Source organism: Sinisalibacter aestuarii (genome assembly GCF_027923545.1).
GTDB classification, from domain to species: Bacteria; Pseudomonadota; Alphaproteobacteria; order Rhodobacterales; family Rhodobacteraceae; genus Sinisalibacter; species Sinisalibacter aestuarii.
Genome location: NZ_BROH01000017.1, coordinates 1 through 13804 on the forward strand (window position 1 = coordinate 1; position 13804 = coordinate 13804).

At 59.8% G+C, this 13804-nt stretch carries 8 protein-coding genes; 1 reads left to right on the plus strand and 7 read right to left on the minus strand.

The features are described from left to right. On the plus strand, positions 1 to 259 hold a 259-nt coding region (locus QMG28_RS19590; RefSeq protein ID WP_281843930.1), incomplete at its 5' end, for a helix-turn-helix domain-containing protein. A gap of 18 nt (positions 260 to 277) precedes the next feature. On the opposite strand, the gene QMG28_RS19595 is transcribed toward QMG28_RS19590, so the two are convergent. The 7 genes from QMG28_RS19595 to QMG28_RS19625 form a co-directional block, all read right to left on the minus strand. Continuing rightward, a complete protein-coding gene (locus QMG28_RS19595; protein WP_281843931.1) occupies positions 278 to 784 on the minus strand; it encodes a hypothetical protein in 507 nt (168 codons plus the stop codon). Between the two features lies 1 nt (position 785). Further along, positions 786 to 3332, minus strand: coding sequence for a DEAD/DEAH box helicase family protein (locus QMG28_RS19600; RefSeq protein WP_281843932.1), 2547 nt, complete (start codon positions 3330 to 3332; stop codon positions 786 to 788). Position 3333: 1 nt separating this feature from the next. Continuing rightward, on the minus strand, positions 3334 to 5133 hold the full coding sequence (locus tag QMG28_RS19605) for a phospholipase D-like domain-containing protein (RefSeq protein WP_281843933.1): 1800 nt from the start codon (positions 5131 to 5133) through the stop codon (positions 3334 to 3336). After that, positions 5130 to 6341: a hypothetical protein gene (locus QMG28_RS19610; protein ID WP_281843934.1), complete on the minus strand. Its 1212-nt coding sequence runs from the start codon at positions 6339 to 6341 to the stop codon at positions 5130 to 5132. The genes QMG28_RS19605 and QMG28_RS19610 overlap by 4 nt, the downstream gene beginning before the upstream one ends. Beyond that, positions 6341 to 9541, minus strand: coding sequence for a UvrD-helicase domain-containing protein (locus QMG28_RS19615; protein ID WP_281843935.1), 3201 nt, complete (start codon positions 9539 to 9541; stop codon positions 6341 to 6343). The genes QMG28_RS19610 and QMG28_RS19615 overlap by 1 nt, the downstream gene beginning before the upstream one ends. A 2-nt stretch (positions 9542 to 9543) precedes the next feature. Further along, positions 9544 to 12090, minus strand: a complete 2547-nt coding sequence (locus QMG28_RS19620) for a PD-(D/E)XK nuclease family protein (protein WP_281843936.1) — start codon at positions 12088 to 12090, stop codon at positions 9544 to 9546. Positions 12091 to 12216: 126 nt separating this feature from the next. Further along, complete coding sequence (locus tag QMG28_RS19625) at positions 12217 to 13743, minus strand: ADP-ribosylglycohydrolase family protein (protein ID WP_281843937.1); 1527 nt, start codon at positions 13741 to 13743, stop codon at positions 12217 to 12219. Between the last annotated feature and the right edge of the window lie 61 nt (positions 13744 to 13804).

The window sequence follows — 13804 nt, forward strand, 5'->3', positions numbered from 1 at the left end:
GACTTATGGGCTACGCGACAGCTGGCCTCTGGTCTCAGTACAGATGGCCGAGAAACTGACAGGCACGCATCGGGCAACGGTTCAGCGCAACATCGACTGGATGGACGAGCAGGGCCTCATTCGGGAGGTTACGGGGCAGGGACGATACCGAATGTGGCGGATCGTCGAGCCGCGCTCAACTGAGGCAAATTCGATGCCCGAAAGGCATGATGAGCTGCTGGCTGAAGATTTCTTCGATGTGCTGGCCGCGCGCCAGTGATCCCCGGATATTTTCCCTTCAGGCTTCCGCGTCCCGCAGCTCTCGCAGAGCAGCCAGATAGCGGTTCATGCGGCGCATGTCCTTTTCGGTCAGTGCCGACAGTCGCGAAGCGTTCAGGTTGTCGAGGATGTCGGCCGTTTTGACCCGGCGCGCGATCTTGTTGCCCTTGGCGCGTCGGACGAAGGCCACGTAGACGGCCTCGCTGTCGCCTTCGTCCTCGGGCCTCTTCGTGACAAGGCGTAAGGCGTCGAGCACAGTCGGCGAGAAACCTTCTTCCTCAAGGCGCTCGAATGTCCAGCCAGGGCCGTCTTCGACCACGTCATGCAGTACGCCTACGATCCGTTCGTCGTCGGTCTCCAATGACATCATCACCCGGAGCGGATGTAGCAGATACGGCGCGCCGGCCTTGTCGGTTTGTCCCCGATGGGCTTCCGCAGCGATTTCGATGGCGCGTTGAAGGTTCAATAGCTTCTCCTGGTGTATGAATTTGATCGTGACCATCCGTTGATGTTTTTGGAACTTCACATCACTCCCATGGCGCAAAGCTTGGCGTGGCTACTATGATACGGTTCCTAAGAGCTTCGAGTTCTGGGGAAATTGCCGCGTGGGTTCCCTGATGCGGCAAAACTTCCCCGTGTAATTGTGCACGCAGCTCCATCCAACGTTCCTTCAGGACCTGCCAGTTGTGATCATCATAGGTTCCGCTGACAACGACAGGATGGATGCGTATACGTGGGGGGTCGCCCTCGGCGTGCTCATGCCAATTATCCAAGTCTTTCAGCCAACAGCTACCCTTGCGGTCCACGCGACCGATCTGTTGTTCGACAATACCCGGGTTCCATTCTGCATGCAGTATGACCACGGTGCGGCAGGCTTCATGCAGGTTTAACCCCTCTCGCCCAACGCGGGACTGAGCGAGGAGTACCATTGGCCAGCTGGAGGCGCGGTTGAATGCGGACTGCAACAAGCGGCGTGTTTGAGGTAGGGTCGCGCCAGACATCATACGGGCAAAATTGCCCTCGCGCCCGGAAAAGTCCTGAAGATACGAGGCCAGCCTGGACTGCAAAACACTGTCGTTTTCTTGCTCTTCATCGGTTGATAATTCATCCAGCAGCCCTTTGAACAGCGCTAGCATTTCGTTGCCGGACCACGGTGCGTCAGCGCTCGCACGCCTGTCGCCAAGCGCCTCCAGTAGTGCCCCGATATCGCCTTGCAGCTCTTCACCATCGTCATCTTGGCGCAAATAGCCAACCAACAGCGCGGCGGTATCATCCTGCGGTGCTAGGGCTTCGATTTCACGATGCAGCCTTGCAAGCTCTGTTCGGCGCGCACTGGACCATTTTCGATATCGCTCGGTCAGTATCTGGTTGATCGAAGTGATACCGCCTGTCGTCACACAGAGATCAGGGTCATTCATGGCGGCAAGAACGGCGGGTTCGCTCTCGTCCCGTACCTTTGAGGCCGGCCAGTGCCGTCCATCTCTGAGCCGCCGGAGCATTTCGCGCGCGTCCAATAGGCGGGTCAGCGCATCCATCGGAGCTATGAAACGCCCGAAAACGAGAACCTTTTCGTGCCGTTCGACATAAGACTCGATCAGTCGAACCGCGGCTAGTATCGCAGGATGGGTGTAGATATCCGCGGGCTGGCCACGGAAGGCATCGAACCAGAATGACTGCGGGCCTTCTAACTCATCGTCCTGCGGCAGCTGTTCAGCAGTTTCGGATTCGGGCGCGAGACCAAAACCGTATCCTTGGGCGACCGAAAGTCTTACACGCTTCACGCGATGGTCATCCTGCGGCAGGATAGAAAGCGCTTCAGCGGCACAAAACCGACGCAGCCAGTCGCGCGTGAACCCCTCCGTTGCGGGAGATACTTTCAAGTCTTCGACGATGCGATAATCTCCATACGCTTCTTGAAATGCGCGAATCTGTGGGTCGTGGCGCTTGTCACGCCGCAGGACAAACGGGCGCAGGGCGTGCTGGAATCGCGAGGAAGTGCTCTCGAAACCTTCGGTCAACGGGTTATCCAGTTCCTCGATCTGGATGCGTTTGACCATGTCGACATAGCCGCTGATCCATTCGGCGAGTTCGGCGAGCGAAGTAACATCCTCGCCGTCGTCCCGACCGCTGATCCGGCCCAGTGTGTCAATCCATTGAGCAGAATCCAGTTCAACAGGCGTGGCCGTCATCCCGAGGCGGAATGGATCATCGGACTCCCAACTGACTGGCCCGAGAATGCGCGAAAGGCTGGAATCCTCCCCACGGGCCTTGTGGGCTTCATCAACGACGATCAGGTCGAACCGACCCAGGCCGTACCCTATGAGTGGAAGGATCTTGCGCTTGTATTCATCGGCCGCAAGCCATCGGTGGTCGCCGGCCAAATCATCGAGCACGCTCCGACACAAACCGTGTTCAATGATAGTGTCGGCAATCGTGCGGGCGGCGCGGCGGGTGGCATGGACCTGGCTGACCTCACCACGGTGAAAGCTGTTGCGCATGAAATTGCGCCGTTGCCCGGCCAGCAATCGCGCAACATTCGGAAGCAATTCACGCCGCCATCCACCTGCCGGACCGTCGCCTGCGTTCGGAAAGCGCATGGCTGCAAATGTGTGCGAGATCATCAGGACTTCTTCATTGGCCCAGCCATTTTTCGGCAATTCCCGCTGCTGTCTGCGATCCTTAAGCCAGTCCGCGTGTTTGATTTTACGTTTTTGGCTTCCTTCGGCATCTTCCTCGGTGAGGAAACCCGCGATAAATCCGTCATAGCTGCGCAATGGCAGCAGGGTCTGGTCATCAGGGTGAAATAACCTCAGTTCCTTCTGCCACTGCACGCCCAACCCAGCCGGAAGCACAATCGCAGCTCTTCCGCCCGCGTTGCGAACTGCTGAAATGAGTGCAACCGCTATTCGGGTTTTGCCCATCCCGACTTCGTCGGCCAGCAAAGCGGCCCGCTGACCGGATCTGATCCGCGCGGCAAGTTGCGCAATAGATGCGCGCTGTCCAGCGTCAAGCTTTTCATCCGTCTGTTGCGACGCGAGTTGCTCCAGATAATCGGCGGCCACAATCCAATCCATGTCAGATGCCCTCTTCGGCCCAAAGCGAGGGAAGGTCATCGATCTTCCATTCCCGAGCTACAGCTTTCAACGATTGTGCAAGCAGGGTCAGGTCGACATCCTCAGGACACATCCGCGGGTCCATTAGTGCCGGCAAGGGATTTGCCTTCGCATCGCGAAAAAAGCCAATCATCGGCTGCTCCTGCTTGCAGATCGCGCGCAAGGTGTGACGCAGTTCTCGACACCAACGCTGCCAATCTCGCGGGTCAAGTCTTGCCTGGGTCTCGCCAAGCCGCACCAGAAGGCTCATCATCCGGCGAATAGCATAGGTTGCGGGTGGCAAATCCGGGGTATCCGAGGCTTCCACCATTGGCTCACCGCCTTCGGGTCCGTCATCGGGCTGATCTGCGTCCAAGGGTTCTGGGAACGCCCGCAGGCCGGCCAAGACGTCTTCCACTGTCAACTCGGATGGCCGTGGCACAACAAGCACGCCCTCCGCGATCACGGGAACGCGCCAGCCACCATGTGTCAGCGTGACAACGGCTGGAGCAGGTGCAGGCCAGATGCAGGGCGTGGGGCACGATGCACCGTCCGGACCTATGACATCCAGAACAATCCCGCCTGGCGCACAAAGCGTATCATCCTTCCAGTTCAACCAAGACGCTGGCGGCAGGGTTTCAGGCTCTTCGGGGGGCACAAACCCGCTGCCAGACTGTAGTTTCGAAGGCTCGACGGTCTCGTTGAACTGGATTGGCAACAGGGTCGCAAAACCTTGCTTGCTGTTCTTTCGGCTGCGCCATTTCAAGCCTTTGGGAAGATCGACGACAACGCCCGCCTCAAGATTGCCACCCGCGCTGGCGGCCTTTTCAAATCCGTTCCGGCTGAGATTCCCCGACCCTAAATAGACGCGCCCAACGGCCTCGTCGTGACCTGCGCCGAGCAATACAAACTTAGCGTGAAGTCGCCCGTCCTCGCCATGCATAGCGGAAATCGGGCACCGGAGATTCCAACCGACCGCGGTCAGGGCCGGGCCACGCATGGCCAGACCTTGACAGGACATCGGGTTCAGAAACAGGTCCAAAGTCGCAGATTTCTTCAAGAGCTTTTCTTCGACCAGCTTCTTGCGAAACCTCTCAGGCAGCCCCGCGCCACCATCGCCTTCTGCTTCAAAATAACCGGATCCAAGGATTAGGCGATCTGCCTTTTTTCCTATTCCCAGTCGATCGACGACCTGAGGAAGCAAAGCCTTAGACCGGCTGTCGATGAAGCGTGGCTGCAAGGTAGAGGCCGGAAGGCGCTCAATCTCGTCCTCCAGCTGCGCATAGGGTAGTGCGCCGTCATATTCCCGTTCGATCAGCGTGCAATCCCCACGCTGGCGCAGCCATTCGAACATGTTCCAGGCCGCCCGAATATCTGCGATATCCTGATCTCTCGGATCATCGGTCTGAAGGTCAATTGACCAGAACAGGTCAATGCTGTCCGTCAACGGGTCTTGCGTCCAGTTTCCCGTGCTGACCGCGAGCCTGATGATATATCCATCTTCATCGCGCTTGCGAAATCCCAGCAAGGCAACCTTGGCGTGCAAGAGGTTGTAACCTCGATCCTGCGGCCGCATCCACATCCAGGCTAGACCCGATATGTCCGAAATTGCGTTCATTGTCGGGTGAATGAACGCGGCTAGTACGGGGCGCGCCATTTCGCCAGTAAAGCTGCGCCGGATCTGCCCCATCACCTTGGGCGTTGCCGTAAAACCGCAGAAGAAACCGAAATCCCCGAAACAATCCTTGGGCGGCATGAAGAGGGTGATAAGCGTTGTGTTCATGATGCCGGTTCTTCACCTGCTGAGACCCGACATCCCGGGTTCACATCGCCGTTCAGTTCGGTCGCAAGGCAATGAAGATTGAAAAGTCGGAATAACTGAGGCGCGAACTCGGCATCATTGACGGATTCGTCTGCATCGATGCTTGGCATCTCGCCGGCCGCTGGTCCCAGACCGATACGATCGTCTCGCCACCTGATCACCGTTCCATCGCGATCGGCCAGCTTTTGAAGAAGCTGTTGGTCGGGCAAATCCCGGACCTCTGAAAGGAATTTTCGGCTGCTTGACTCATCTGCTGCGTCAATTCTGGCGCCCAGCTGGCGGGCGCATTGGCGAAGCGCCGCGAGGGGCTCGCCCACGGTTTTATTGGCCTCGTCCAAGGGCAGCCAAGCAGCCTCATTGGCATCGCGAAGCTGAAGCAGACTTTCTTCCAAGCGATACAACACCGCCAGTGCGGCACTGCGTAAATCCATGAAAGCCACCCCCGCGCGCAGGTCCGTCCAATGGTCGGTAGTTATCCCGCTGAGCGGTTCGACGGCATCGAGCTGGCCTGCACTGGGCCCGGTCTTGAGTGCTACGAGAGCACGCCGACGCGACGTTGACGGATCATCACCTCCGACAAGCCGAGCCAAGATCAGCTTACGCACATCGGGTGGGACGGCAGCATTTGGCGACAGGTCTTCAATTACCTTATTCAAACCATGAGGGGATCCCCCATGTGCCCATGCGGCCAGAACACGACGGTAGTTTGCCATCACTGGCAGGTTTAGCATCTGCGCGCCTGCGGTGTGGATGGTGAAAGCACCAAAGCGACTGCCCCGCACGAAACCAAGCGCGACCAGCGGTTGCACCATGGCCATGCGGATGGGTTGAACCACATAGGTGCCGCGTCGTTTGAGATTCTTGAAACTCCAGTCTTTCAGCCCTTGCATCTTGCGTAGACCGCGCACGCGACGGTCCGCCAGGCCCTCTTCGGTGGCCTTTCGCATCATCAAAGCCTCGACGGCGTTGCCGACTGGCAAGGCCGATACACCTAGCTCCTCGGCAATGGACACCGCCAAAACCGACCAGAGAATCGGCATCGGAAACCACATGCCACCCAAGCCTGGTACTGAACGATCGTTGAAGTGCCGCACGGCGCTGGCAAGGCCCAGGTTCTGCTGCCTGCGCTGCGTAATGATGGTGTCAGGTGCGAGTATTCCCCAGGGCATCAAGAAGTACTTTCTTGATGCCCGTGGGCAGGAATAGAGGCCAGGTCCAGAAAATCCAGCCGTCCATGATCAACCCAAAGTACTGCCACGCCATTCAATTCGTACGTCGGGAATACGTTTCGGACCAAGTCGGCATATGCAGAAAGCTGCGGCCAGTAGAGGCCAAAACCCTCACCCGCACCGCCGGTCTTGTGGTCGATCAAAAGACAGCCCCTCGGCCCAACTGCCAGCAGGTCGATCATTCCGGGAATTTCCGCACCCTCTTTAGTACGTGCTAGAAGAGGGATTTCACAAAGCAGATCGGTGTAGCCATCGGCCGCAAGCCAGGCTTTCAGTGCAGCTGCTCGCTCCGCGACCAGCGCTAGGGTTGTATCGTCCAATCCGGTAGCCTTGGGCAGGGATTCAGTCAGATCAGGACGCGTCAGGCAAGTCCGCAAAGCAAGATGGATCGCTGTCCCACGGGCCGCGTCACTAACTGTACGGGACCATGGTGTTCCCAATTTGATACCCTGGCTTTCTGGTGCAGACAGGGCCGTGGTAGCTTGCGATGGCTGCAACCTCCAAGGGGTCAAGTCCACAGCAGGCAAGGGGGTATCGCGGCCGAGCCGTGGTGTATCCGTGATCTCGGCGTCCGAATACGCGGTGAAGCCCGCGTGTTCGGGCAACTGCCTGATGATGGCCGGACACTCAATCCCGCCGATGCGCAGTGTATCACCACCGATCTGCGGCGCGCAGGCATCCGTGAAAACATGGAACAGGCACTTGGCTTCCGGAGCTTCCTCATCACGCTCTTTTAGGAAGCCTGGCCACTCCAACACCAGCCGATCCCGTGCCCGGGTCATGGCGACGTAAAGAAGGTTCTTCGCATTTGCCTCGAAATCCGAGCGCCGATCCTCAATGAACCGCCGCTCGGCCTCCGGGGCGGCAAATCCTGGCGTGTGGATCAGTGCGGCCGAGGCCAGCACGGCGTCCATATCGTCGATCTCGTGAAGCGCGGTGAACCGGGTCGCGGTGCTGCCCGGCCAGTCTTCGATCCCGTGGTCGAATTCCGCAACCACGGTGATCGGCCATTCACGCCCCTTGCTGGCGTGCCATGTGACGATCTCGACCGCCTCGGCGCTGTTGGCGGCGGGGTCGGGACGGCGGTCGAAATCGCGCTCGCTGGCGCGGGCATCCAGCCAGCCAAGAAACACCTTGGCGCTTTCGCCATGGAAACCGGCTGCCGCCTTGAGATCACGGTGCGCGGATTCGAAGTCGTTTGCTTCGGCTTCAAGCCGCAGAAGGTCTGCACGCGCCTGTGCTGGGTCGGGCTGACGGTCAGCCCAGATACGCAGCCCAGAAGCATTGATAACCAGGTCCACTGCATCGGAAATCGGCAAGCGAGCAAGGCGGTCCGACAGCGCCGCCAGGCGCAGGAGGACCGGATCATCCTCCAACCGCCCTTGGATCTGCGCTTGCATGGCGGCTTGTAGGCTGAGCGGATCGGGGCCGAGGGTGCGCAGGACCAGCGCGGCATTCGTATCGTCTGGGTTCGCGGCATAGCTGAGCGCCGCGCGAGCCGCCTGAACAACCGGGCTTGTCGCCCAGCCATCCTCGGCAATACGGACAGGTACGCCGCGAGCGCGCAATTCCTCGGCATAGCGGGCTGCGGTCGCGTGCCGGCAGACCAGAAGAGCGATGTCAGAGGGGCGCACATTCCTCGGGGCCTTGCTGTGCCGGTCGGTGATCGTTTCCCCCACCTGCAAGATCTGGGCGATGCGCTCTGCAACATGCTCTTGCGGCTTCGAATACTTTCTTACCCCGCGGCCTTTGACGATGTTCAAAACCTCTAAGGCAGGACCGGACACAGGATCACGCGTCGGGGCTAACGGGTTGTAGCCTGCGCCAAACAACCCGGCGCCCATAGCATTGACGAAGTCCATCACCGCCGGTGTAGACCGCCAATTGCTGTCAAGGGGCTGCGTCGCATCGGGGTTGGCCGCCGCCAGCGCCTGAGACAGGCGCGGATCAGCGCCCTGAAAACCCATGATCGACTGTTTGACATCCCCCACCAGCAGGGTGCGCGGCGCGCGGGCACCGAGCTGCCAGAGCAGCGCGAATTGCACCGGGTTGGTGTCCTGGAATTCGTCGATGATGACGCAGTCGATTTCATCCAGCACGGCCTGTCGCACTGCCGGATCGGTCCGCAATAGCCGCTCGGCGCCTGCAATCATGTCGGCATAGTCAATCAGCCCAAGCGCCTTTTTGCGTGTCTCATAAGCTTCCATCACTTCCTGCGCACAGGCGATCAGGCACTGAAAGTGCAGCTTCGCATCGGCCAAGGGGCCGGGATGTGAAGGCAGCACCTCGGCAGCCTGCATGATCGCAAGAGCAAGGTCATCGTAGCCCTCTGGCGTTTTCGTACGGCTGTTCGAAGTGAAGAGACTGCGCAGGGACTGCCAAAGGCTCCAGTCCCGATCCAGCATCGCCGGATCACGTTCGACACGGCGAAACAGGGCCAGATTGTTTTCCAGCGTCTCGCGGGGGCCCTTGGCTGTGACGCCGTCCATGCCGCCGTCCGGAAAGGCTGTGAGCATGGTAGCAACCGCCTTCGCCAACGCATCACGGGCGGCTATGGGGTCTGCGATCACCTTGCCGTAGATTTCATCGAGCCGTGTTAATGCGGGTGCGATCAGCCCGGGATCACGGCCTTTGTCGCCGAGCCCCCGCAACAGGTCGATCATCGACAGAACCCGGCCCCGCAGTGAATCTTCGACCGTTTCGCCTTTTTGCCAGTTGGGCTGATATCCGAACCGCTCGGGTTCAGCCTTGATAGGATCAAGCGATTTCGCATGGGCCAGCGCCTGCCGGATCAGCAGCTCGCGTTCAGCATCGCCAAGGTGACGGGGTTGCAGCGATGCACCGGCTGCCAGCGCATGTTCCGTCAATAAACGCAGGCCTAAGCCATGGATGGTAGAGACATATGCGCGCTCCACGGCCATAGCCTCGGTGACAAGCCCGTCCGCCAGAAGACCCGCCCGGATACGTTCGCGCAATTCGCCCGCAGCGGCTTCGGTAAAGGTCACCGCAAGGATGCGTTCGGGTCGTACGATTTTGCGCTTCACCCAGTCAGAAAGCTGGGTCTTGATACGATGGGTTTTTCCCGCGCCCGCGCCGGCGGGAACGATGACCAACCCTCGGTCTGAATCTGCTCCGTCCATGGTCATACCTCCTCGATCTGGCGGATGAACGCGGTAACCAGGGTCGAGCCATCGGTCAGCGCATAGGGCGTGAATCCTGCTTCTTTCTTGAAAAAGCCCTCATCGGCTGAGGTATTCAGCACCACCCGGCCGGCCCCTAGCTGCGCCAGCCGTTCAGCAAGCATTGCGACAGCCGCATCGTTGACGGCGTCGCCCATGTCGCGGGCGGGAGATCCTTCTGCAGGCACATGCCCGGAGGTTAAGAGCCCACCATCATTCATAAGGTGATAGGCAATACCGACCTGTCGGCCAATCAGCGGGTCCATCCCGTCGCCGTCGCGCCGGATAGGACGGGCGAGCATGTCTCGGTATAGCCCTGCTTGCAGATCCCACCCGGCCTCCATTCGCCTGCGCCGGACCGATGTGCCGCTTTTCTTGTGATCGACGACAAGCAGCGTACCGTCTGGCAACTCAAGGATCGCATCGGCCTTACCGTGCAGGTTGATGCCATGCGCCTCACCCGCCAACCAGATCTCGTTGCCGATGATTTTTGCGCCAAGCGCCAGCAGATGTTCGCGCCAGCGCAGCGCCGCCTGAAGGATCTCACGCTCGAGCCCGCTGCGCTCCATTTCCCATGATGCGCTACGCAGAAACCCAGCATGGCGGGTCAGCGCTCGATCATAGGCCTCGGCAACTGCAGCGGTCAGTGCCGCAGGTTCTGGCAGGGGTTGGTCCTTCAGGAACACATGTTCAAACACGTCATGGGCAATGTTGCCTTTGGCCATCACATCGAGTTCCTCAGCGGACCAAGACATGTCGCCCGCGCCAACCTCGTCCAGAAGCCATGCCAGCGGGCTGACCAGAAGTGTTTCCAGCCGTGAGGGTGACTGAGGTTTGCTTGTTCCGTCATCTTTGCGACGGAGCGCCAACAGGTCGAGGCCTGGGAACGAGAGCGCCTCGGGGAGTTCGTCCGATTCCGGCAACGGTGGCAGACGGTGATGTGCCACAGGCCAGTCGCCAGGCGGCAGGCGCGACAGGTCGAGGATCAGATCATGAGCTTCTTCTACATCCGATATTGCGCGTGCGACCAGTGATAGCCCTGCTGAAGGTTGCTGCCGCACGCCCGACAGATCGCGCCACGGGACCAGACATGTCACAGACTCCGCAACCGCCTGAAGCTGCTGGTCAAAGAGGAAGAGGCTTTCAGCCAAACCCTCTGCCCTCCCGCGAAGCTGCAAACCGGTGGTGGTTCGAATTGCAGTGATTTCGCTGTCCAGAAAAAGTGGGTTGGCGCGAGGCCGGGTCGGATACCGACCGTCGGTGAAATCCGTGATGATCAGATGTCGGCATTGCCGCCACGGAGTTTCGTGCGCAGACCAGAGGCTGACACCTTCAAGGTTGCGCTCTGGATCGGCACTTGACGGGGATGCAATCTGGATACCGCGCAGGATAGCTTCCCAGTCTGGGCTACCCTCGCCGGGCGGGATCGACAGACGGGCTCGAACCTCGTTCCCTTGCGCAATGCGCTCACAGATACGGTCGATCAGGAAACGCAGTTGCGCAAGGCTGCCGGCTGAGGCGCGCATGTCCGTCCAGAGGTCTTTGTGCGCTTGGGTGGGCGACAGGACATCGCCGCGAAAGTCACCATTCATAATGCTTTCGGAAAGGTCGCGCCCGGTTTGGGCTGACCATGGCATCAGCGGTGACAATGCGAGACTTGCAAGGACCATCGCAGGTGTGGGTGTGCGCTTGGCTAACGCCAGTTGAAGTGCGGTTTCACCAACGATGTCGCGCTCTGGCAGGCAGGCGGGAAGTCCGGAAATCGGCACGCCCTGCTCGGCAAATGCACGCGCGATCTGGCGTGGGTCACCAGAGGCCAGCACAGCAATCTCCCGCGCCGCGATACCGCTTTCGATCAGGGCACCCGCGCGGGCGGCGGCCAAATCAGCGCAGGCAGCCACATCGCGCAGACCATAAAAGGCGAGACTGCCATCCTTTGGCCCGGCCTCGATTGCTGCCTCGGCTACCCCACCCTGCAAAGCGTGCAGCCGCGATCCTTCACGCGCCGCGCGCGCCTTGGCGGGCGCAGCCACAGCCCCGAATTCATCCTTAAGTCTTCCATAAAGTGCCTTCATCGCGGCTGGTGCATGCGGGTCAAGGGACCCTTCAACAACCGGCAATGGGTCAAGAAACCGCCCATGCGGCAGGTCCAGAACATGGCGGACCGCGGCCAGCCCCTCGGGCAATGCGTCACCCAGCTTGCGCCAAAGTGCGATCAGAGCATCCAGATGTCGTCCTGCACGGCTGTCGCCCATCGCGCCCCCTGATGGAACGCGCAGATCGGCAGTGGCCAGCACCAGACCTTCCAACGCCGCGCTGACGGCCGACATTGTCTCGACCGGTGCATTGGCCAAGCTCTCTTGCCACACCGGGTGAGGCTCTTCCGCTATCACTCGCCCCGGCGCCCATTCTTGGGCTTTGGGGGCAAGTGATAGCTCTGCAAGACCGGTATCGGTCAGACGGTAATGTAGGCCGGAGCGGGGATCGGCGACGAGAAAAGGGTAGAACATGGATTTCGGGCTCACTGTGCAAATTGATACTGTAATGGGAAATTATTTTGAATCAATGGCTTGTGTGGCTATTGTCATTCTCTTTCGAACTCTCAATCGATGCATTTCGGATATTTCCCCATGTGTCTAACCGCCCGGATAAACCTCGAAGAGGTCCTCTGCCGCACCACTGTCAGATGAAAGCTCCCTGTAATCCCGTACCAGCTGCGAGATAATGTCTGCCCCTTCAACGATTTCGGCCCAACGGTGTTGAAGCACAGCTGCAGGATTAAGCAGACCCAGCATATTCCCGGCAACCGCCGCTGTTGAATCGCTGTCTCCACCATGGGTAGCCGCAATCAGTAGAGCCTCTTCGAAAGAGCCTCCAGCAAGGCAGGCATAAAGCGCGATGGACAGCGCTTCCTCGGCGATCCAGCCGCCACCGAGAGATTCAACGGTTTCTCCCGAACCGTCCCGCGGCGCGCGGAGCGCAGCCTGGATTGCCCGCGCAGTCTCTTCGCCCCCGGTCAGTCGCGCATAGGTTTCTGCAGTCCGGGTCGCACTCTCCTCAATGTCGGCACCTGCCGTGACATCGGCAAGCATTTCCGCCCAGGCTGCAGCTGCAAGCTGGCCGGTTGGGTGGCCATGCGTCAGAGCAGATGTCTCGATAGCCATCGCACGGACCTGTTCGCGGGGGAACATCAAGCCGATCGGGGCCACCCGCATAATGGTGCCGCATCCTTTGCTGTTGTTTCGCGCAGGGTCCCCAAAATGCGCGCTCGCGGCCAAGGATGACAGGCAGGTATTGCCAGGCGCGCGGCAGACCCGCAGGCGCGGGTCATTAATCAGCCCCACATCATCTGTCTGAACCTGCGGTTCGCCACCTTGGGTTTTGAACCAACGCAGCAGCGCGTGATGGATCACGGACGGCGGGTGGCAGATACCCTTGAGAATGCCGCAGACCTGCGCTCGGATGATCCCTTCGACCGTGAACAGGGTCATCTGGGTGTCATCTGTGATAGCGCCGTGCAGCCCCATGTGTCTTGGCAACTCCGAAATGCCGGTCGGAAAACGACGGCGAATTTCGGTTAGAGAAAGGAATTCGATATCGGCACCCAAACTGTCGCCGATCGCCCCACCTAGAAGGCTGGCGTGCAGTCGGATAAGCGACAGCCCGTCATGTCGGGCGTAGTCGCGAACAAAGCGTTCCTGTACCGGCGTTTCAATGGCTCCTGACCGCGCGGCACGGACGAGGGCCATGGCCTCGCCTGCTGGATGCCCGCGATCAACCAGCAGAAGGGCTGCAACGGTTCCCGCACGCCCCAGTCCCCCTCGGCAATGGACCAGCACACGGCCGCCAGTTTCAAGAATGCGATGAAGGCGGGGCGCCAATTGGCGCCAGCGCGCCTTGGCCTTTGGCGTTGGTACATCCAGATCGGGGATCGGGAAGTGGTGCCAGTCCATACCTCGTGCCCTGGTCGCATCGCCAAGACCCGTGACAGAAAGCAGCTCTAACTCCGAGTCCTCGACTAGGGTCACAACGGCTTGCGCGCCCCAAGCCTTGATTGCATCGAGATCAATGTCCAGATCGCGGTCCCATCCCGCGCCGAAGACACTGTCGCCTTTCTTGCCAGGACACAGGGTCAGGCCGAGATGACCGTTGCCAACAGGCAAGCTGTCGATGCGAAGGGGGTGAGATGTGCTGTTCCGAAGCAAGCGCGATTCTTTCTTTGTT

Coding starts and splice junctions, on each gene's coding strand:
- QMG28_RS19600 (WP_281843932.1), bottom strand. CDS start 3,332: ATGGATTGGATTGTGGCCGCCGATTATCTGGAGCAACTCGCGTCGCAA.
- QMG28_RS19605 (WP_281843933.1), bottom strand. CDS start 5,133: ATGAACACAACGCTTATCACCCTCTTCATGCCGCCCAAGGATTGTTTC.
- QMG28_RS19610 (WP_281843934.1), bottom strand. CDS start 6,341: ATGCCCTGGGGAATACTCGCACCTGACACCATCATTACGCAGCGCAGG.
- QMG28_RS19615 (WP_281843935.1), bottom strand. CDS start 9,541: ATGGACGGAGCAGATTCAGACCGAGGGTTGGTCATCGTTCCCGCCGGC.
- QMG28_RS19620 (WP_281843936.1), bottom strand. CDS start 12,090: ATGTTCTACCCTTTTCTCGTCGCCGATCCCCGCTCCGGCCTACATTAC.